The sequence below is a fragment of the Billgrantia antri genome (assembly GCF_019430905.1).
Classification (GTDB): Bacteria; Pseudomonadota; Gammaproteobacteria; order Pseudomonadales; family Halomonadaceae; genus Halomonas; species Halomonas antri.
This window is the reverse complement of the sequence record NZ_JAHYCA010000003.1, coordinates 352,660-370,569: the sequence shown is the minus strand read 5'-3', so window position 1 is coordinate 370,569 and position 17,910 is coordinate 352,660. Positions and strand designations below refer to the sequence as shown.

At 62.8% G+C, this 17,910-nt stretch carries 19 protein-coding genes; 5 read left to right on the top strand and 14 right to left on the bottom strand.

What is annotated here, in order from left to right; all coding sequences use genetic code 11:
- Positions 1 to 13 precede the first annotated feature (13 nt).
- The 4 genes from KPL81_RS09685 to flgL all read left to right on the top strand — a co-directional run bounded on the left by KPL81_RS09685 (position 14) and on the right by flgL (position 5,528).
- Positions 14 to 1,111 carry a flagellar basal body P-ring protein FlgI gene (locus KPL81_RS09685; protein WP_240549160.1) on the top strand — a complete coding sequence of 366 codons (1,098 nt, stop codon included), beginning with the start codon at positions 14 to 16 and terminating at the stop codon, positions 1,109 to 1,111.
- Entirely contained in the window at positions 1,111 to 2,241 is a 1,131-nt protein-coding gene (gene flgJ, locus KPL81_RS09680) for a flagellar assembly peptidoglycan hydrolase FlgJ (protein WP_219791716.1), read from the top strand. Before KPL81_RS09685 ends, flgJ begins: the two co-directional genes overlap by 1 nt.
- A 61-nt stretch (positions 2,242 to 2,302) precedes the next feature.
- A complete protein-coding gene (gene flgK / locus KPL81_RS09675) occupies positions 2,303 to 4,216 on the top strand; it encodes a flagellar hook-associated protein FlgK (protein WP_219791715.1) in 1,914 nt (637 codons plus the stop codon).
- Positions 4,217 to 4,235: 19 nt separating this feature from the next.
- Complete coding sequence (gene flgL / locus KPL81_RS09670; RefSeq protein ID WP_209472608.1) at positions 4,236 to 5,528, top strand: flagellar hook-associated protein FlgL; 1,293 nt, start codon at positions 4,236 to 4,238, stop codon at positions 5,526 to 5,528.
- 133 nt (positions 5,529 to 5,661) lie between these two features.
- Here the strand turns inward: flgL and fliR are convergent, their stop codons facing one another.
- The 13 genes from fliR to fliF all read right to left on the bottom strand — a co-directional run bounded on the left by fliR (position 5,662) and on the right by fliF (position 16,766).
- Complete coding sequence (fliR, locus tag KPL81_RS09665) at positions 5,662 to 6,456, bottom strand: flagellar biosynthetic protein FliR (protein WP_219791713.1); 795 nt, start codon at positions 6,454 to 6,456, stop codon at positions 5,662 to 5,664.
- A 7-nt stretch (positions 6,457 to 6,463) separates the two neighbouring features.
- Positions 6,464 to 6,733, bottom strand: a complete 270-nt coding sequence (gene fliQ / locus KPL81_RS09660) for a flagellar biosynthesis protein FliQ (RefSeq protein ID WP_219791712.1) — start codon at positions 6,731 to 6,733, stop codon at positions 6,464 to 6,466.
- Positions 6,734 to 6,742: 9 nt separating this feature from the next.
- On the bottom strand, positions 6,743 to 7,504 hold the full coding sequence (gene fliP / locus KPL81_RS09655; RefSeq protein ID WP_219791710.1) for a flagellar type III secretion system pore protein FliP: 762 nt from the start codon (positions 7,502 to 7,504) through the stop codon (positions 6,743 to 6,745).
- On the bottom strand, positions 7,501 to 7,926 hold the full coding sequence (gene fliO, locus KPL81_RS09650) for a flagellar biosynthetic protein FliO (protein ID WP_219791708.1): 426 nt from the start codon (positions 7,924 to 7,926) through the stop codon (positions 7,501 to 7,503). The genes fliP and fliO overlap by 4 nt, the downstream gene beginning before the upstream one ends.
- Positions 7,923 to 8,495, bottom strand: a complete 573-nt coding sequence (gene fliN / locus KPL81_RS09645) for a flagellar motor switch protein FliN (protein WP_209472597.1) — start codon at positions 8,493 to 8,495, stop codon at positions 7,923 to 7,925. Before fliN ends, fliO begins: the two co-directional genes overlap by 4 nt.
- Positions 8,488 to 9,534, bottom strand: coding sequence for a flagellar motor switch protein FliM (gene fliM / locus KPL81_RS09640; RefSeq protein WP_219791707.1), 1,047 nt, complete (start codon positions 9,532 to 9,534; stop codon positions 8,488 to 8,490). The genes fliN and fliM overlap by 8 nt, the downstream gene beginning before the upstream one ends.
- A 17-nt stretch (positions 9,535 to 9,551) precedes the next feature.
- Complete coding sequence (gene fliL / locus KPL81_RS09635) at positions 9,552 to 10,028, bottom strand: flagellar basal body-associated protein FliL (protein ID WP_209472593.1); 477 nt, start codon at positions 10,026 to 10,028, stop codon at positions 9,552 to 9,554.
- A gap of 111 nt (positions 10,029 to 10,139) precedes the next feature.
- Entirely contained in the window at positions 10,140 to 11,411 is a 1,272-nt protein-coding gene (locus tag KPL81_RS09630; RefSeq protein ID WP_219791705.1) for a flagellar hook-length control protein FliK, read from the bottom strand.
- 19 nt (positions 11,412 to 11,430) lie between these two features.
- The gene (fliJ, locus tag KPL81_RS09625; protein ID WP_219791703.1) at positions 11,431 to 11,886 is read right to left on the bottom strand and encodes a flagellar export protein FliJ; all 456 of its coding nucleotides are present in this window, start codon (positions 11,884 to 11,886) and stop codon (positions 11,431 to 11,433) included.
- A complete protein-coding gene (gene fliI, locus KPL81_RS09620) occupies positions 11,883 to 13,280 on the bottom strand; it encodes a flagellar protein export ATPase FliI (protein WP_240549159.1) in 1,398 nt (465 codons plus the stop codon). Before fliI ends, fliJ begins: the two co-directional genes overlap by 4 nt.
- Positions 13,281 to 13,289: 9 nt before the next feature.
- Entirely contained in the window at positions 13,290 to 14,033 is a 744-nt protein-coding gene (locus KPL81_RS09615; RefSeq protein WP_209472587.1) for a flagellar assembly protein FliH, read from the bottom strand.
- Complete coding sequence (fliG, locus tag KPL81_RS09610; RefSeq protein WP_209472585.1) at positions 14,026 to 15,030, bottom strand: flagellar motor switch protein FliG; 1,005 nt, start codon at positions 15,028 to 15,030, stop codon at positions 14,026 to 14,028. The genes KPL81_RS09615 and fliG overlap by 8 nt, the downstream gene beginning before the upstream one ends.
- Positions 15,027 to 16,766, bottom strand: coding sequence for a flagellar basal-body MS-ring/collar protein FliF (gene fliF, locus KPL81_RS09605; RefSeq protein WP_219791702.1), 1,740 nt, complete (start codon positions 16,764 to 16,766; stop codon positions 15,027 to 15,029). Before fliF ends, fliG begins: the two co-directional genes overlap by 4 nt.
- Positions 16,767 to 17,078: 312 nt before the next feature.
- Here fliF and fliE point away from each other — a divergent pair, with 312 nt between their 5' ends.
- Entirely contained in the window at positions 17,079 to 17,408 is a 330-nt protein-coding gene (fliE, locus tag KPL81_RS09600; protein WP_209472581.1) for a flagellar hook-basal body complex protein FliE, read from the top strand.
- A 3-nt stretch (positions 17,409 to 17,411) separates the two neighbouring features.
- Here fliE and KPL81_RS09595 read toward each other — a convergent pair whose 3' ends face one another.
- On the bottom strand, positions 17,412 to 17,777 hold the full coding sequence (locus tag KPL81_RS09595) for a flagellar protein FlaG (RefSeq protein WP_209472579.1): 366 nt from the start codon (positions 17,775 to 17,777) through the stop codon (positions 17,412 to 17,414).
- Positions 17,778 to 17,910: the final 133 nt, after the last annotated feature.

The window sequence follows — 17,910 nt, the reverse complement described above, 5'->3', positions numbered from 1 at the left end:
CCGATCCCCTTCGATGGCGGCGAAACTCTTGATGCTGGCGTGGTTGTGTCTGCTGGCGCTGCCGGCCCAGGCCGAGCGGATTCGGGAGATTGCCAGTTTCGCCGGCGTGCGTGACAACCAGCTGGTGGGCTACGGCCTGGTGGTCGGCCTCGACGGGACCGGCGACCAGACCATGCAGGCACCCTTCACCGGGCAGAGCTTGACCAACATGCTGTCGCAGCTCGGCATTACCGTGCCGCCGGGAACCAACATGCAGCTTCGCAACGTGGCCGCGGTGATGGTCACGGCCAACCTGCCGCCTTTCTCGCGCCCGGGTCAGCGACTGGACGTCAACGTCTCCTCCATAGGCAACGCACGCAGCCTGCGCGGCGGCACGTTATTGATGACGCCGCTCAAGGGCGCCGATGGCGATACCTATGCCATTGCGCAGGGCAACCTGCTGGTGGGCGGGGCCGGGGCGCAAGCGGGTGGCGCCCAGGTGCAGGTCAATCAACTGGCCGGTGGCCGCATTGCCGGGGGCGCCATGGTGGAGCGCGAGGTTCCGCTCGATCTCGGGAGCAATGCCGGGCTACTCGAGCTGGAATTAAAAGAGGCGGATTTCGGCACTGCCCAGCGCGTCGTCAACGCCATCAACAACGAATTCGGGCGTCCGGTAGCCGCGGCGATGAATGGCAGGGTCATCGCGCTCGACGGGCCGATGAATGCCAATTCACGGGTCAACTTCATGGCTCAGGTGGAGAACATTCAGGTCACGCCCACGGAGGCACCGGCGAAGGTAGTGTTCAACGCCCGTACCGGTTCGGTCGTCATGAACAGTGCGGTCAAGCTGCATCGCGCGGCGGTGGCTCACGGCAACCTCTCCATCGTGATCGACACCCGCTTCCAGGTCAGCCAGCCGGCGCCCTTCGGCGAAGGGGAAACGGTGGTGGTGCCCGATACCGAAATCGAGGTGCAAGAGCAGGATGCCTATCTGCGCGTGGTGGAAGGAGCCGACCTGGTTGACGTGGTCAATGCGCTCAATGCGCTGGGCGCCACGCCTTCCGACCTGATGTCCATTCTCGAAGCGCTCAAGGCCTCGGGTTCGCTGCGCGCCGAGCTGGAGATCATTTGATGAGCATCCAGGACGCCACCAGTCAGTTCGCCCTTGACGTACAAGGTCTCGAGCGGCTCAAGCATACGGCGCGTCAGGACAGCGCGGCCGGTCTGCGCGGTGCCGCCCAGCAGTTCGAGGCGCTGTTCCTGCAGATGATGCTCAAGAGCATGCGCGACACGATTCCTTCGGGCGGCTTGCTCGATAGCCAGCAGGGCGAGTTTTACCAGTCGATGCTCGATCAACAGTGGGCGCAGACCATGGCGGGGCGGGGTATCGGCCTGGCCGACCATCTCGTCGCCCAGCTCGAAGGTCAACTGGGGGCGGTGCCTGCACGCTCCGGCGTGGCCGACAGCGAACTGGGCGAACTGATTGCTGGCATTCCTCGCGGCACGCCGAGGGTGCTTCAAGACGCCCTTCAGCCGAGCGAAGAAACGCCTCCGCAGGATGAGCGGGAGGCGGCCGTGCCGGCTGGAAGCGTGGAAGCATCGGTCATGCCGGCGACCTTCCTCGAAGAGCTCGAGGCGGTGCGTGGCGGCTTCATGTCGGCGCTTGATGCAGCGTTGCCGGCTGCGGCCCCCGCTGCCGTCCAGCCAGGCAATACTGAGCCGACAGCGAATACAGCATCCCGCGCCGGCTCGACTGGTGAACAGGGCGGAGAGCATGTTCGCCGGTTCATGGAGCGACTCTCGGCACCTGCCCAGGCCGCCAGCCGTCAGACCGGCGTTCCGGCCGAGCTGATCCTGGCCCAGGCGGCGCTGGAAACCGGCTGGGGGCGTCACGAGATCGCCACGGCAGACGGCGGCAATAGCTACAATCTGTTCGGCATCAAGGCGGGTAGCAACTGGCAGGGACGAACCACCGACGTCACCACTCATGAGTACATAAACGGACGTCGCACGCGCGTGGTGGATACTTTCCGTGCCTACGACAACTTCGAGCAAGCCTTCACCGACTATGCGCGGCTGATCGGCAACAATCCCCGCTACTCAGCGGTCACGACGGCCGGCAATGCCGAGCAGGCGGCTCGTGCCTTGCAGTCAGGCGGCTACGCTACCGACCCGGCCTATGCCGACAAGCTGATCGCGGTGATGAACTCCATGGGCCCAATGCAGCAGCGTGGGGATTCGCTGGTCTTTTTTAGCTATTGAATGATTAAAGTTCTGACCTGACGGGCCGATATACAGGGCATTGGCGAAAGGAAACGACACCATGAGCATCATTTTTTCCGTCGGCCTGAGCGGCCTGAATGCCGCCCAGAACGCGCTGAATACCACCAGCAACAACATCAGCAATGTCTATACCCCGGGCTACAATCGTGAGCTGACGATCCTGGGGCAGAGTCGTGCCGATGCCGGCGTGCAGGTCAACGACATCCAGCGCCAGTTCAATCAATACGTTGCCTCGCAGCTCAACGCCGCGACCAGTTCTTCCAGCGCGCTGAAGACCTACGAGAACCAGATCAGCCAGATCGACAATTTGCTGGCCGATCGGGATGCAGGCCTGGCGCCGTTGATGCAGAAATTCTTTTCTTCTCTCGAGGATCTCGCCGGAGCGCCTTCCGATCCGGCAGCCCGGCAAGGATTGCTCGGCAGTGCCGATACGATGACCGCTCAGTTCCGCGCATTCGACGGTTACCTGCAGGACTTGCAGGAGGGCATAAACGGGCAGATCGCGGATGAAGTCACCCAGATCAACAACGCGACAGAGCAGCTCGCGACCCTCAATAGAGAAATTGCGCTGGCACGTGCGCGTAGCGGAAACGCGCCCAACAGCCTGCTAAACCAGCGTGACCAGCTGGTGGCGGAATTGAGCGAGCGCATGAACCTGCGCCTGGAGATCCAGGACGGCAAGAGTTACAACATCAGCCTGCCCAACGGCCAGCCGCTGGTTTCCGGCACCAATCATTATCGTCTGGAAGCGATGGAGTCACCCAGCGACCCGCAGCGAATGGTCCTGGGTTACAAGGATTCGGGTGGCAACCTGGTGGCGCTGTCGGAAGATACCATCACCGGGGGAACGCTCGGCGGGCTCATGACCTTCCGTGCGGAAACCCTGGACAAGACTCAGAACCAGATCGGCCAACTGGCCGTGTCGCTCGTTGCGGGCTTCAACCAGCAGCATCGCCTGGGCATGGATCTCAACGGCGACCAGGGCGGTGACTTCTTCAGCATCGGCCAGCCCAAGGCATACTCGCACGAACGCAACACGGGCGGTGTCGATGTGACGAGCGCCAGTTTCGATAGCGCCAACCTCGACCAACTGCGAGCGACCGACTACACGATCCGTTTTGATGCTGCGGGTGACCCGCAGGTGACCCGCAACGACAACGGCCGCGCGCTTACCGCTGGCGAATTCGCCTGGGACTTCGACGGCACCGTCGGTGAGCTGAGCTTTGGTGGCGTGACGCTGATCTTCGACGGCCAGCCCGCCGAAGGCGATCGCTATCAGGTTCAGCCGGTACGTCGTGCCGCCGCCGATATGAATTCCAACATCTCCGATCTGGACAAAATCGCCGCGGGTAGCTTCGTGCGATCCGAGGGGGATATGGCGATCCGCAATTTGCGCGCCAACGATGGGGCGCTGTCCAGCGGTTCCGCCTACAGCCTCGAGCTGGCGGATGATGGTTCGCTAACCGTGGTGCCTGGAGGAAGCACCGTCACTCGTAACGGTGAGGCTTTCGATCCCGTCACGGATACTGTCGTGGCGGGCGATACACTGGAGATCGACGGTATTGCGTTCGAAGTCACCGCGTTGCCCAATGCAGGCGAGACTGCAAGCCTCGAATTCGGCGTAGCAAGCTCGGGTACCGGCGACAATCGCAATGCGCTGGCCATGCAAGATCTGCAGGATGCTTCGCTGGTGGCAGGTCGTGCCACGCTCAGCCAAAGCTATGGCGGCATGGTCAGTGATGTCGGCAACCGCACCAATATCGTCAAGGTCAATCTCGACGCGCGCCAGGGTTTGACCGACCAGCTCAAGGCGGCACAGCAGTCTGAATCCGGGGTCAACCTGGACGAAGAGGCGGCCAACCTGATCCGCTATCAGCAGTTCTATATGGCCAATGCTCGCGTCATCGACACCGCTTCGACGGTGTTTGACACCATCCTTGGTCTGCGTAACTGATTCGAAGGAGCTTAGTGCGATGCGTATCAGCACCGTCACCATGTACGAGCAAAGCGTTTCGTCCATGAATCGTCAACAGGGCGATTTCCTCAAGGTAGGCCAACAGATTGCCAGCGGTCGCCGCGTGGTCAACCCTTCCGACGATCCCCAGGCGGCTTCTCGTGCGGTAGGCGTCTCGCAAGCCAAGGCAGTAACCGAGCAGCACGCCGATGCGCGGATTTCGGCGCGCAACTCGCTGGCACAGGCCGAAAGCGTTCTCAATAGCGTCAGCGACGCTGTTACGAGTGCCAAGACACGTCTGGTACAGGCTGCCAGCGATACCCTGAGTGATGTCGACCGCGAGTCGCTGGCGTCCGAACTGAAGGGCATTTATGAAACGTTGATCGGTCAGGCCAATGCCACCGATGGTAACGGACGCTACCTGTTCGGCGGCTATCAGGACGATTCGCCGCCCTTCGCTCGTACTACGGGGCAGGGTGTTTCCGGCGTTGCCTACATCGGTGACGAAAACATCCGTGAACAGCGCATAGATGCATCGCGTCTGATGCCGGTAGCGGACAACGGCAAGACTATCTTTCAGAGTGTGCCCTCCGGGGCCGGCTACGTAGCCCGTGCCGAACGCGACAGCGATCCCGGTACCGGCAATACGCTGGGTGTGCAGGCGGACAAAGGTTACTACGCCAATGCGGGCTCCGTAACGTTCAAGGGCCCTGACCGTATCGATCCGGAGGATCCCGCCTTCGGCGACAACCTCACTGTTCGCTTCGAAGACGATGCCGGCGTGATGCGCGTGCGGGTGGAGGATCCGAACAACCCGGGTACCGACATGTATGACGAGGCTTATGTGTCGGGCAAGAGCATCAGCTTCGGCGGTGTGAGCATCACGCTCGATGGCGAACCGGCCGATGGTGACCAGATTCAGCTGCGGCCGGCCAATGCCGGTGACGCCAACCAGGACCTCTTCAAATCGCTTAAAGATGCCATCGACGTGCTGGAGATGGACCAGGCCGGTCTCGATGAGAATCGTGCCCACTTCCGCAATACGCTCAGCTCCGCCATGCGCGAGCTGGATAACAGCCTCGACAATGTGCTCACGGTGCGTGCTTCCATGGGCGCGCGGCTCAACGAGCTCGACGTGGTCGATGCGGTGGGCAGCAATCGCATGATGAACTACGAGCAGACGCTGTCGGATCTGGTCGATCTCGATTACAACGAGGCAATTTCTGAATACAGCCTGCGCCAGGTCGGGCTGCAGGCGGCGCAGAAGGCCTTTGTCGATGTGAAGGGCCTGTCGCTCTTCAATTTCCTGTAGCCGTCATGCCTGGGCATGCAGATAGCATGCCCGCTTTTCCCTGCAGATCATGTCGGTGGCATAGGCGTGATCTCTTTCACCGCTGCGGTTCGCCGGAGCGGTTTTTTTTGTGCACATGCTCCGTTGACGTTAGTCAGTTACCGAGCGGTGCCAAGCTCTCGATGAGTTGGTATTGGAACTGAACACCGTGGCTGAAGAGTTGTTGAAGAAAGCCGGAAAGGTCGGTCATCAGCACCATCAGCAGAACGAGACCGATGGTAAGGGTCATGGGAAACCCGATGTTGAACACCGTGAGTTGGGGGGCGGAACGGTTGAGGATGCCCATGGCCAGATTGAGGATTAGCAGGGAACCGACCAGTGGCAGAGCCAATGACATGCCGACAACGAAGATTGTACCGCCGTAGCGTACCAGCATTTCGAAGGCAGCGGGGTTGAAGGCACCAATGCCGACAGGCAGTCCGTGAAAGCTCGTGACTAGCGCTTCCAGTATCATCAGGTGGCCGCCCAGGGCGAGAAAGAGCAGCAGGGCGATCATGTAGAGCACCCGGGAGAGAATCATGGTATTGGTGCCGCTGCCGGCGTCGAAGAAGGTGGCGAAGGCCAGGCCCATCTGCAGGCCAATGAACTCACCGGCAGCTTGCACCACGGCAAAGGTCACGTGCATCACTACACCGATGGCGATGCCGATCAGCATCTGTTCCACCATCAGCCCAAGACCTGCCCAGGAGACGATCGGCACGTCCGGCATGGGTGGCAGCACCGGTGCAATCACCACGGTGATCAGAAAGGCCAGACCGACCTTGGCTTGCCTGGGTACGCTGGAGTGCCCCCACAGCGGGGCGGCGGAAAAGAAGGCCAGGATCCGAACGAAGGGCCACAGCAGGATGACGAGCCAGCCGTGTAGCTGGTCGAAAGTCACCTCGACCATGCGTGCCTCACATCAGCATGCTGGGAATGCTGGTGAAGAGGTTGCGCGTGAAGTCGACGATCAGGCTGATCAGCCACGGGCCGGCAAGCACCAGCACGCTGAATACCCCGAGTATCTTGGGGATGAAGGAGAGCGTCATTTCGTTGATCTGGGTTGCGGCCTGAAAAAGGCTGACGATCAGGCCGGTCAGCAGCGCGGTGATCAGCAGCGGTCCGGCCAGGTAGAGCGTGACTCGCATCCCCTGGTAGGCAATGCTCATGACCATTTCCGGTGTCATGGCGACTCCTTAGATGAAGAAACTTTCCGACAGTGAGCCGATGATCAACTGCCAGCCGTCCACCAACACGAACAGCATCAGCTTGAACGGCAGCGAGATCGTTGCCGGCGGCACCATCATCATGCCCAGCGACATGAGAACACTGGCCACCACCAGGTCGATGATCAGGAACGGGATGAAAATGGTGAAGCCGATCTGGAACGCCGTCTTCAGCTCGCTGGTGACGAAGGATGGCACCAGGATGCGTAGCGGCACGTCCTCCGGTCCCTGCATGGGACCGACTTCGGCCAGGCGTGCAAAGAGAGCCAGGTCGGGTTCGCGGGTCTGGGCCAGCATGAACTCGCGAAAGGGCTGCTGCGCCAGTTGCAGGAATTCATCAAAGTTGATCTCGTCCGCACTCAGCGGCACCCACGCGGTTTCGTAAACCAGGCTGAACACCGGCGACATGACGAAAAAGGTGAGAAATAGCGCCAGGCCGAGCAGCACCTGATTGGGCGGCGTGGCCTGGGTGCCGATGGCGGTGCGCAGCAGGCTGAGCACGATGATGATCCGGGTGAAGCTGGTCATCATCAGCAGCGCCGCCGGCAGGAACGCGAGTGAGGTGAGCAGCAGCAAGGTCTGCAGCGAGAGTGACCACTGCTGGCCGCCGTTCTCCAGGGGCTGACTGACGATACCGGGAATTTGCTGGGCATGAGCGGCCAATGGCAATAGCGCGACGGCCAGCAAGACAGCCAGGACAAGCAGGCGCAGCGAGCGAGCAAGAGCGGTCATGCATCTCCCCGCCCGCGGCCGCCCAGGCCGGCGTTGTGCTTGAGGGCGCGTGCGAAGCGAGCGGCGAATCGCTCACCCTCGGGTGCCGAAGATGTGGTGCCGCTGGCGGGGCGGGCCGGAGCTGCAAGTTCATGCAGTTTGTTGACCTGACCGCCAGCGACGCCGAGCACCAGCCAGGTACCTTCGATCTCAACGATAACCACCCGCTCACGGCTGCCCAGGGCGGCGCTGCCGATCACCTGGAGGTGGCCACCGGCCGCGCGCTTTTGGGGGTTCCAGCGACGCAGGAGCGCCGTGCAGACCAAGATGATGGCGATGACCAGGGCCAGCGCTGCGGCGGTCTTGCCGAGGGTGGCCATGCCGACCAGGGCATCGCCACCGCCGGTGAGAGACGCGGTTGCGGAAGAGGTGGTGTTGCTCATCGGTTGAGTTTCTGTACCCGCTCGGAGGGGGTGATGATCTCGGTGATGCGGATGCCGTACTTGTCGTCGACCACGACGACTTCACCCTGGGCGATCAGGTAGCCATTGATGAGGATGTCCATCGGCTCGCCGGCCAGGCCGTCGAGCTCGACGACGGAGCCCTGGGTCAGTTCCAGCAGTTGTTTGATGGTTAGCTTGGTGCGGCCCAGTTCCACGGTCAGTTTGACCGGAATATCCATGATCATTTCGAGATCACGGGCTGCACCGCCTTCCTTGCCCTTGTCGAGCGGGCGGAATACACGGTCACCGGCGGACTGAGGGGCAGAAGGGGGCGCACTGGATGCTGCCGGCGCTTCGTCGGCCTCGGCTTCGGCCGCTTCCTGCTCGGCTAGTGCTTCCGCCCAAGGGTCGTCCTCGGCACCGGCGGCGGCTTCGGCCGCCTCCTGCTCGGCCATGGCTTCTGCCCACGGATCGTCATCGGCCGCGGGCTCGTTTCCTTCCTGCTCGGACATCGCGGATGCCCAGTCGTCGTCGGAAACGTTCTGATCGGGTTTCTTGGGATCAGTCATGCTTGAAGTCCTTGGCTTGAGGCGCTGCGCCCTTGATGAAGGCGTCCTTCGACACCGGGTTCTGTGCACCATGATCGATGATGCGGATAACACGCAGCGCGCGTTGCTCGTGCTGGCTACCGTAGTCGCACTCCATCACCGGCACGCCATCGACGCTGGCGGTGACCGTCTCGGGTAGCTCGAGAGGGAGAACGTCACCCACTTTGAGTGCCATGACATGGGCAATGCGGGTGGGCACGTCGGCAAAGTTGGCGATCAACTCCACTTCGGAGCGACGCAGTTCGCCTGCCATGCGCTTCGTCCAGGAACCGTCCTGGTCGTGGTGACCATCGCTGAGCGGATTGGCCAGCAGGTCGCGCAGGGGCTCGACCATCAGGTAAGGGATGCAGATCTGAAAGCTGCTGGAGAGGTTGCCGACCTCGATGTTGAAGTTCGTGTTCACCACGATCTCGTTGGGCGAGTTGGTAATGTTGGCGAACTTCGACTGCATCTCCGAGCGCAGATAGCTGATCTGCAGGGGATAGACCGACTTCCACGACTCCTCGTAGGCGTCGATGGCCAACTGCAGCAGTCGCTGGATGATGCGCTGCTCGGTGTTGGTGAACTCGCGTCCTTCCGACTTGGTCAGAAAGCGTCCATCACCGCCGAACAGGTTGTCCACCACCATGAAGACCAGGTTGGGCGGGAACACGATCAACGCCGACCCGCGCAGCGGTTTCATGCCGATGATGTTGATGTTGGTCGGCACCGGAACGTTGCGAGAGAACTCGCTGTAGCTCAGGTAGCGTACCGAGTCGACGGTGATGTCGGCGCTACGGCGCAGAAGGTTGAACAGCCCCATGCGAAAGTGCCGCGCGAAGCGTTCGTTGATGATGTCCAGCGCCTGCAGGCGCTCGCGAATCACGCGGTGCTGGGTCGCCGGGTCATAAGGACGTACGCGAGAGTCGCCGTCGCTTCGCGCATCGGGCTCGTCGTCGCCGCTGACGCCCTTGAGCAGGGCGTCGATTTCATCCTGTGACAGCAGATCGTCTTGGGACATGGTGGCCAGGGCACCCGTTATTGCACGATGAACTCGGTGAACAGCACATCCTGGATCTCCAGGGCGGGCTGGGGCTCGGTCAGCGGCTCGGACAGCACGGCCACGACCTCTTCGCTCAGGCGACGCTTGCCGCTCTGCGTGGTCAGCTCGCTTGCCTGCTTGCCGGAGAACAACATCAACAACCGGCTGCGCACTTGCGGCATATGCTCGTCCAGGATCTCGCGTGTCTCATCGTTGCCGACTTTCAGTGAGATGCCGGTATACAGCAGACGCGAACCGAAATTGTCGTCAGCCAGATTGACCGTAAAGGGGTCGATCTTGACGAAGATGGGGGCCTGACGCTCGATCTGCTGAGTCTGCAGGTTGGCCTCATCTTCGCCGTTGCGGTCGTTCATGACCATGTAGATGGCTGCTCCGGCAGCTGCCGTGGAGAGCAGTACCAGCAGTATCATCAACCACAGGAGCTTGGAGGAGCCACCCGTCGATTTCGCCATTGCCTTGCCTTTATCGATGTTGGTCTAGCCGTTGAGGAGAGTATGCCGAAGGTGCGCGCCCCCTGATGACAGGAACAGGCCGCGCGAAAGGGCCTATCTTGGCTTTTTGTCTCAAGCGTAGAGGTTCACGCGGCCATCCAGCGAAAGCGTAGTGGAGGAGGGCGTTACGCCAAGTTCCTCGGCACCCGACAGTGCCAGGTCGCCTTCGTTGGGAGCCTGTGCTGCCGGGCCACGCTTATCGTCCTGGCCCGCAAAGGCCTGGGCATTCTGTTGGCGTTGCTCACCCACTGATGCCTCGCCGAGACTGATGCCCTGTTCAGCCAGTGCCTCTCGTAACTGTGGGATGGCCTGTTCGAGCACTTGTCGTACCTGGGCATGCGCGGAAAGGAACTGAGCCTGGGCGCCTTGCTCAGTCATTTTCAGCGTCACGGATAGCGGGCCGAGATCGGCTGGGTTCAAACGCATCTCGATCTGCTGCTCACCGCCTTGACGCGCGAACTGCACCAACTGTTGCCCCAACTGTGAGGGCCAGGCCGGGCTCTGGAGAGGCGCGGCAAGGCTGGCCTGAGTGAATGGGGTGGCGAGTGTAGCGGCCTGGGCCGATGCACTGGCTGGCGCCGCCGGGCTGGCGGAAGCCGGAGACATCGGAGCGGACTCCGGCACGAAGCCACCAGGCCGTGTCTCGGGGGCTACGGCACGCGGCTCGGTGCCCGGCTGTGGCGCCGTTGCCTTGACCGTGACATTGGCGAAGTCGACCGGTCGAGCCGGCGCCGCAGCGTCACCGTCGACATCCTGTGAGGCGACCGCCACCGGCGCAGCCGTCACGGAGTGACCAGAGGTGGCTGGGGTGAGCGCGGCCGGCTTGACGGCTTGTGCGGTGGCTTCGCCCAGCGGCTTCTGCTCGGGAATAGTCGTGCCAGGGCGCTGGGTTTCGGCGACGACAGCCGCTACCAGAGCGGCTGTCTGGGGCTGCTCGTCGAGCTCGACGCCCGCCTCAGCGGTGGGAAGCAACGCTTCCTGATCGGGCAGCGGTTGCAGAGTGCCCATGGTCGGCGGTGTCTGCTGGTAACTGTCATCGATCAGGGCTAGCCGAGTCATGATTTCACTCAGCTCGGCGTTGGGAAGGACAGCTTCGGCTTTGCCTTCTGGTTGCTGATTCACATGGGCACTCAGGGCCTGTAGGAGTGCCTCCCGTGCCGCCATGGTCTGGGGCAGTCCTTGTCCCGGCAAGGCCTTTAGCGAGATGGGCAGAGCTGCGCCATTCGTCTGGGGGCCCTGAGTCGCTTGGCTCAGGGCCAGCGCGAACTGTCCTGGCTCGGCGTTTGCCTCCGGCTGGCCGGAGAGTGGCGTCGGCAGGGTGGACAGAATCATCTGGATGTTCATGGTTATCTCCTTTGCCGGATCACGATGCGTATCCGGCACGCTGACGCAGTAGCCGTCCGGTCGCCATTTCGTCGCTGATACGTTGTTCGCGGCGATCCTCTTGGCGCTGCCGCTCGGCGTCGCGGCGAGACACCAGGGTGTCATAGGCCGAGAGTCGCTTCTGTTCCTGCTGCCACTGTTGCTGAGTCTGCTCGACGCGCTGCTGCTGTGCATCGAGCGCCTTTCTAGCCCGCTGTAGCGCGGCATCCAGCGACGCCAGAAACTGCTGGTAATTGTGCATGCTGGCTGGATCGATACCTTCACGCATGGCCTGTTGCAAGCGCTCGGCATACTCGAGGCGATAGCGATTGAGCGACTCCAGTTGGGCGGCCACTTGGCGTTCGCTCTGTCGTTCACCTGCCAGCAGGCGGCCGGCCTGATTGCGAGCATCACGAGCCAGTTCACTCAGCATGGCGAGCTGTGACGGTGCACTCATTGCCTGACTCCTAGGGTCTCAGCAAGAACCTGTCGAGAGGCCTCGATCGAGGCATTTTCCTGCATCCCCTGCTGGAGAAAATGCTCCAGCTGCGGGTAGCGCTGAACGGCTTCGTCCAGCTGTGGGTCGTGGCCGGGGCTGTAGGCGCCCACGCTGATCAGGTCGCGGTTGCGCTGATAGCGCGAGAAGAGGCGCTTGAACGCCTGGGTCATGGACAACTGCTGGTCGTCGATGATGTGTGTCATCACGCGGCTGATCGAAGCCTCGATGTCGATGGCCGGGTAGTGGCCGGCCTCGGCCAGGGTCCGCGACAGCACGATGTGGCCATCGAGAATGGCTCGCGCGGAGTCGGCGATTGGATCCTGTTGATCATCGCCTTCGGTGAGTACGGTGTAGAAGGCAGTGATCGAGCCGCGACCGCGTTCGGCGTTGCCGGCACGCTCCACCAGGCTGGGAATCTTGGCGAAGACCGAGGGCGGATAGCCCTTGGTCGCCGGGGGTTCGCCGATAGCCAGGGCGATCTCGCGCTGGGCCATGGCGTAGCGGGTCAGGGAATCCATGATCAGCAGGACGTTCTTGCCCTGGTCGCGAAAGCCTTCCGCCAGGCGCGTCGCATAGGCGGCGCCCTGCAGACGCTGTAGCGGTGAGGTGTCGGCCGGCGCCGCCACCACTACGGCTCGGCGACGCCCCTCGGAGCCCAGAATGTTGTCGATGAAGTCCTGCACCTCGCGGCCGCGCTCACCGATCAGGCCCACGACAATGACGTCGGCACCGGTATAGCGAGCCATCATGCCGAGCAGAACCGACTTGCCCACGCCGGAGCCGGCAAACAACCCCATGCGCTGCCCGCGGCCGACGCTTAGCAGGGCATTGATGGCGCGAATGCCGACATCGATCTGTTCGTCGATCGGTGCTCGCTTGAGCGGATTGAGCGGTGGGGTGGAAAGCGGGGAACGGGGCGCGCCGTCCAGGGGGCCGAGACCGTCCAGTGGGTCGCCATTGCCATCCACTACGCGACCCAACAGCGACTCGCCGAGGGGGAAGCGGCGGGCTGCATGATCCGGGCCATCGCCCAGCGGGAAGACCCGAGCGCCAGGCATCAGGCCAGCTATCTCTGTGAGCGGCATCAATAGCAGGCGCTCGCCGTTGAAGCCGACCACCTCGGCCTCGGCGAAACGGGGTGGCTCGCTACCGCCGGGCGAGAGCAGTTCGATACGGCAGGCATTACCCAGGGCCACGCGCAGGCCGACGGCCTCGATCACCATCCCGGTCGCGCGCAGTACACGGCCGCTGGTGCGATAGCCCGGCACCGACTCCACGCGCGCACGGACATGCCGCAGCGTCTGCTGCCAGCGTGTCTGATGCGTGTTGGTCGATACCGCTGCTTCGCTCATGTTCTGCCTCTACTCATCGTTGCCGTCGGGGGGTGTCGGCGAACGTCGCCGCCGCACTTGCGATTTGACGGCCTCCCAGCGACTTTCCCACGTGGCATCCAGTTCACCGTTGGCGCTCGTCACGCGACACCCGCCACGTGTCAACTGCGCGTCGGGCTGCAGCTTCCAGCCCGCCGCCGTCAGTTCACTACCCAGATGTTCCTCGACCAGCTTGTGGTCTTGGGGGTTCAGCCACAGGCGCGGTTGCCCGACCAGCGGTGGTTCGGTGTGCAGTAACGCCTTGATCAGTTCGAGCACCTGCTTGGGGCGCGCCTTGAGCGCTTCGCCGGCCAGCTGATGTCCTGTCGCCATGGCCAGCTCCACCAGGTCGTTGGCAATCTCTTCGTCGAGCTGCTCGAGAGCATCCGTGAACTGCTCGGCAATTGGCTTGAGCGGCGTGACCACCTCGTGTGTGCGCAGCTTGAGCTCGCGTTCGGCCTCTTGGCGCCCTTCCTGCAAGCCCTGGGCATGTCCTTCACGGCGTCCCGTCTCGAAGCCGGCCTGGTAGCCCTCTTCGCGAGCTTCCTGAATCACTTTTTCGCGCAGCGCTTTCAGCTCCGCCTGGCGCTGGAAAGCGGCACGCCGCCGGGCTTGCTCGGCGGGGTCCAGCTCCTGGCTCTGCCGTTCGGCCGGGCTCTCGTCGTGTAGCTGGCCCATTTGCCAGCGCTGCCAGGGCGCATGACGCTCGGAAGAGGCGCTCGACCGTTCAGACATAGGTGTCGTCCCCACCGCTCAGCACGATCTCGCCGGAGTCCGCCAGGCGACGTACCACCTGGAGGACGGCCTTCTGCTCGGCTTCCACCTGGGAGACACGAATCGGCCCGCGGGCTTCCATGTCCTCGCGCAGGAGGTCGGCGGCGCGCCGCGACATGTTGCGCAAGAATTTTTCCATGAGCCCCTCGGGGGCGCCCTTGAGCGCCACCACCAGCGAGTTGGTGTCGATCTCCTTGAGCACCAGTTGGATGCTGCGATCGTCCAGGTCCATGAGGTTCTCGAACAGGAACATCTCGTCGATGATCTTCTGGGCCAGATCCTCGCTGTGCGCGCGTACCGTCTCGATGGCGGTCTCCTCGAGAGAGGAGTTCATCAGGTTGAGGATCTCGGCGGCGGTTCTCACGCCGCCCATCTTGCTGCGCTTGAGGTTCTGGCCGTCGAGCATGCCGGAGAGCACTTCGGTGAGCTCCTGCAGGGCAGCTGGCTGCACGCCGCTGAAGGTGGCGATACGCAGTACCACGTCGTTGCGCAGCTTGTCGTCGAACAGCTCCAGCACGTCGGCGGCCTGATGACGCTCCAGGTGGACCAGGATGGTAGCGATGATCTGCGGATGCTCGTCGCGGATCAGCTCCGCCACCATGGAGGCTTCCATGAGATTCAATGAATCGATGCCGCTGCTGGTGCCGGTGGACTCCAGGATGTCCTCGATCAGGCTGGTGGCGCGTTCGCTGCCCAGAGCCTTGGTCAACACCGAGCGGATGTGATCGCTGGAGTTGAGGTTCAGGGCGATGAACTCTTCGGTCTCACGATGGAACTCCAGCATGACCTGCTGCATGTCCTCATGGGAGACCTGATCCATCTCCGCCATCTCCATGCTGAGCTGCTGGATCTCCTTGGGCGCGAGGTACTTGAATACCTCCGCGGCACTGTCCTCGTCGAGGGCCAGCATCAGGATGGCGCTGCGGCGTACGCCGCTCATGGGCTTGGCACTGCTCATTCTTTGTTCATCCAGCTGCGTACGACCATGGCGATCATGCGTGGATCCTCCTTGGCGAGCTCACGCAGCTCGGCCAGATGGTCTTCGTAGGCCGAGGAGCGGCGCTTGCGCTTCGGCTTCTGATACGGGCGCAGTTCGTCGTCTTCGTCGCCGGCCGTCTGCAGCTCGCCTTCGCTGGCCTCGGCATCGTCGCCTACGCGAACCTGCAGGCCGGTGCCCGGCGCGGCAGCCAGCACGGGCCGCTCGGTATGGCGCTTGATCAGCGGGCGCAGGATCAGCAGGTAGCCGAGCAGGATGCCCAGTGCCACCAGCAGATAGCGACTGATGGTGAGTGCCAGGGCATGAACCTGGGGTGACTGCCACCACTCGAGCTCTTCGCTTTCTTCCACCACACGGTTGAACGGGCTGTTGACGACTTCGATCGCATCGCCCCGCGCCTGGGAGAAACCAATGGCCTGACGCACCAGGCGCTCGATCTGGGCGACCTCGGCATCGCTCAGCGCAACGCGCTGCCATTCGCCGTTCTCGTCGCGTTCCTCGCGGTAGTCCACCACCACCGCGGCGGTCAGGCGCGTCACCTGCCCCTGGCGATGCTGGATATGCTGGATGTTGCGGTCGACCTCGTAGTTGACGACGTCGTCCTGGCTCAGGTTATTCAGCGCCTGCAGGCTCTGCTGGGCCTCCTCGGTGAGCTCGCCATCCTCGTCGGTGGGAAGTTCTTCGATGGGTGAGGGGGCCGTGCCGGGGGGTGTGTTGCTGAGCGCGCCGGGAATGCCGCGTGCCACGCCGTCGCCGCCGTTGTAGGAGAGGCTGGTCTGGCGACTGCGTACCGCGGCCTCGTTGGGCGGCTGGTTGGGGCCGTAGCGCTCGCTGGTTTCCTCGCGGCGCGAAAAATCGATCTGGGCGGTCACCTGGGCGCTGATGCTGTCGCGGCCGAGGATGGGGGAGAGGATGTTCTCGATGCGCTGCTGGAAGGAGCGCTCGACCTCGGCGATATAGTCGAGCTGGGTGGCATCGAGCCCGCGGCCCTGGCTGTTCGGCATCGACAGCATGCGGCCGCCGTGGTCGACCACGGTGACGTTCTCGGCCGCGAGGTCCGGTACGCTGCTGGAGACCATATGGACGATGGCGGCGACCTGGCCTTCCCCCATGACGCGGCCTGGCTCGAGGGTCACGATGATGGACGCCTTGGCGGGTTCGCGGTCGCGCACGAAGACGGAGGACTTGGCCATGGCCAAGTGAACGCGGGCGCGCTCCACCGGCCCCAGGGATTCGATCGAACGGGAGAGCTCGCCTTCGAGGCCGCGCTGGTAGTTCACCTGCTCGGCGAACTGACTGACACCAAAGGCTTGGCTATCCATCAGTTCGAAACCGACATTGCCGCCGCGCGGCAGGCCCTGTTCGGCCAGCTGCAGGCGCAGGCTGTGCACGGTATCCCCCGGTACCAGCAGGGCGGTGCCGCCCTCGCTGAAGCGATAGGGAACGCCGCGGCTGTCCAGCTCACCGATGATACGACCGCCATCGGCCTCGGTGAGGTTGCTGTAGAGGACACGATACTCGGGCTCACGCGCCCACATCAGCAATGCCACCACGATCGCGATCATGGCAGCGCCGCCGATCAGAACGGCGATCAGCGGGTTGCCGCGAAACTGCTGCTGGATGCGCTCCAGCACCGCGGTGGAAGATCCTCCGCCCGGGGAGTCCTGACGCTCTTGCGTCGTGGCGCCGTTGCTCATGCGCCCCCCTGTCGGAGAGCGCCATCGGCTGCTGGGAAAATGTTGCTGGAAGCTGGCATCGACTGCATCCGTTCACCGCGTTCTGGTTGCCCCATGGGGCGCAACTGTGATGAACGCTATTATGCGAGCCGCCATCCACTCCAAAGGCGGGAAAAGCCCCTTTTTTACCTGCCAATTGGCAGCTTGGTTACGTTTCGTAAGCTGATAGCCTTGCTCTACATTCGCCGGGAGCCCGTTTCGACGGCATCGGGGCGAAAGCAGACAAGCCTGCCGTGGCGGTAACGCCATGGCTGAAATGAGGGGGCATGGAGCATGAGTTCACCGACCATTCAGTCGGCATTGGCGCAGATGCAGACCCTGGCGACCCAGGCCGCCGGCCAGGCAGGCAAGGGGCAGCAGGTTTCCACACAGGTTGGTCAGGGCGGCTTTGCCGGAGAGCTGCAGGCGTCGATACAGCGCATCAATCGCTTGCAGCAGGCCTCCGCCGCCAAGACCATGGCGTTTCAGGCAGGCGACCCCAATGTCGAGCTCAACGACGTCATGGTCGACATGCAGAAGGCTAGCGTCGCCTTTCAGATGGGGCTGCAGGTTCGCAACCGTCTGGTGACGGCCTACAAAGATGTCATGAACATGCAGGTGTAAACTTCAGGCTTCCAGGCTGATCAGCCGTCCCTGCAGCTCTTCCAGACGTTCGGCGATGGCCAGCACTTCCTCGGAAGGTATCTGGCGCAATACATCGCCCGTTTCGCGGTCGACGATACGAGTGATCACGCGTGATGTGTCGTTGAGCTCGAACTCCACGCCGTACTGGCGAAGCACTTCATTGATGCGTTGAATCGGTTCCACCAGATCCGCTGGGCTGGGCGACTGACCATGGCTTGCGGCCTGGGCCAGCACTGAGCCTGCCGTTGGTAGCGTGGCAAGCACGGTCTCCTTGCGCTGACGCGGCGTCAGGTCGTGCAGTGCCGACGTGTTCAAGGCGTTGGTGGCATCGGTCAGTGGCGAAGACATGTCATGTTTTCCTTGTATATGCCCTAGCAGAAGCGATATTCCGCTTCCTTCCCAAGGCCGCCCGACAGACAGCCTCTCCCGCAAACTCTATCGGCCGCTGCAGCGACGACTTTAGCCCACCGGCAATCTTTTT

Coding starts and splice junctions, on each gene's coding strand:
- KPL81_RS09685 (WP_240549160.1), top strand. CDS start 14: ATGGCGGCGAAACTCTTGATGCTGGCGTGGTTGTGTCTGCTGGCGCTG.
- flgJ (WP_219791716.1), top strand. CDS start 1,111: ATGAGCATCCAGGACGCCACCAGTCAGTTCGCCCTTGACGTACAAGGT.
- flgK (WP_219791715.1), top strand. CDS start 2,303: ATGAGCATCATTTTTTCCGTCGGCCTGAGCGGCCTGAATGCCGCCCAG.
- flgL (WP_209472608.1), top strand. CDS start 4,236: ATGCGTATCAGCACCGTCACCATGTACGAGCAAAGCGTTTCGTCCATG.
- fliR (WP_219791713.1), bottom strand. CDS start 6,456: ATGGTCGAGGTGACTTTCGACCAGCTACACGGCTGGCTCGTCATCCTG.
- fliQ (WP_219791712.1), bottom strand. CDS start 6,733: ATGACACCGGAAATGGTCATGAGCATTGCCTACCAGGGGATGCGAGTC.
- fliP (WP_219791710.1), bottom strand. CDS start 7,504: ATGACCGCTCTTGCTCGCTCGCTGCGCCTGCTTGTCCTGGCTGTCTTG.
- fliO (WP_219791708.1), bottom strand. CDS start 7,926: ATGAGCAACACCACCTCTTCCGCAACCGCGTCTCTCACCGGCGGTGGC.
- fliN (WP_209472597.1), bottom strand. CDS start 8,495: ATGACTGATCCCAAGAAACCCGATCAGAACGTTTCCGACGACGACTGG.
- fliM (WP_219791707.1), bottom strand. CDS start 9,534: ATGTCCCAAGACGATCTGCTGTCACAGGATGAAATCGACGCCCTGCTC.
- fliL (WP_209472593.1), bottom strand. CDS start 10,028: ATGGCGAAATCGACGGGTGGCTCCTCCAAGCTCCTGTGGTTGATGATA.
- KPL81_RS09630 (WP_219791705.1), bottom strand. CDS start 11,411: ATGAACATCCAGATGATTCTGTCCACCCTGCCGACGCCACTCTCCGGC.
- fliJ (WP_219791703.1), bottom strand. CDS start 11,886: ATGAGTGCACCGTCACAGCTCGCCATGCTGAGTGAACTGGCTCGTGAT.
- fliI (WP_240549159.1), bottom strand. CDS start 13,280: ATGAGCGAAGCAGCGGTATCGACCAACACGCATCAGACACGCTGGCAG.
- KPL81_RS09615 (WP_209472587.1), bottom strand. CDS start 14,033: ATGTCTGAACGGTCGAGCGCCTCTTCCGAGCGTCATGCGCCCTGGCAG.
- fliG (WP_209472585.1), bottom strand. CDS start 15,030: ATGAGCAGTGCCAAGCCCATGAGCGGCGTACGCCGCAGCGCCATCCTG.
- fliF (WP_219791702.1), bottom strand. CDS start 16,766: ATGAGCAACGGCGCCACGACGCAAGAGCGTCAGGACTCCCCGGGCGGA.
- fliE (WP_209472581.1), top strand. CDS start 17,079: ATGAGTTCACCGACCATTCAGTCGGCATTGGCGCAGATGCAGACCCTG.
- KPL81_RS09595 (WP_209472579.1), bottom strand. CDS start 17,777: ATGTCTTCGCCACTGACCGATGCCACCAACGCCTTGAACACGTCGGCA.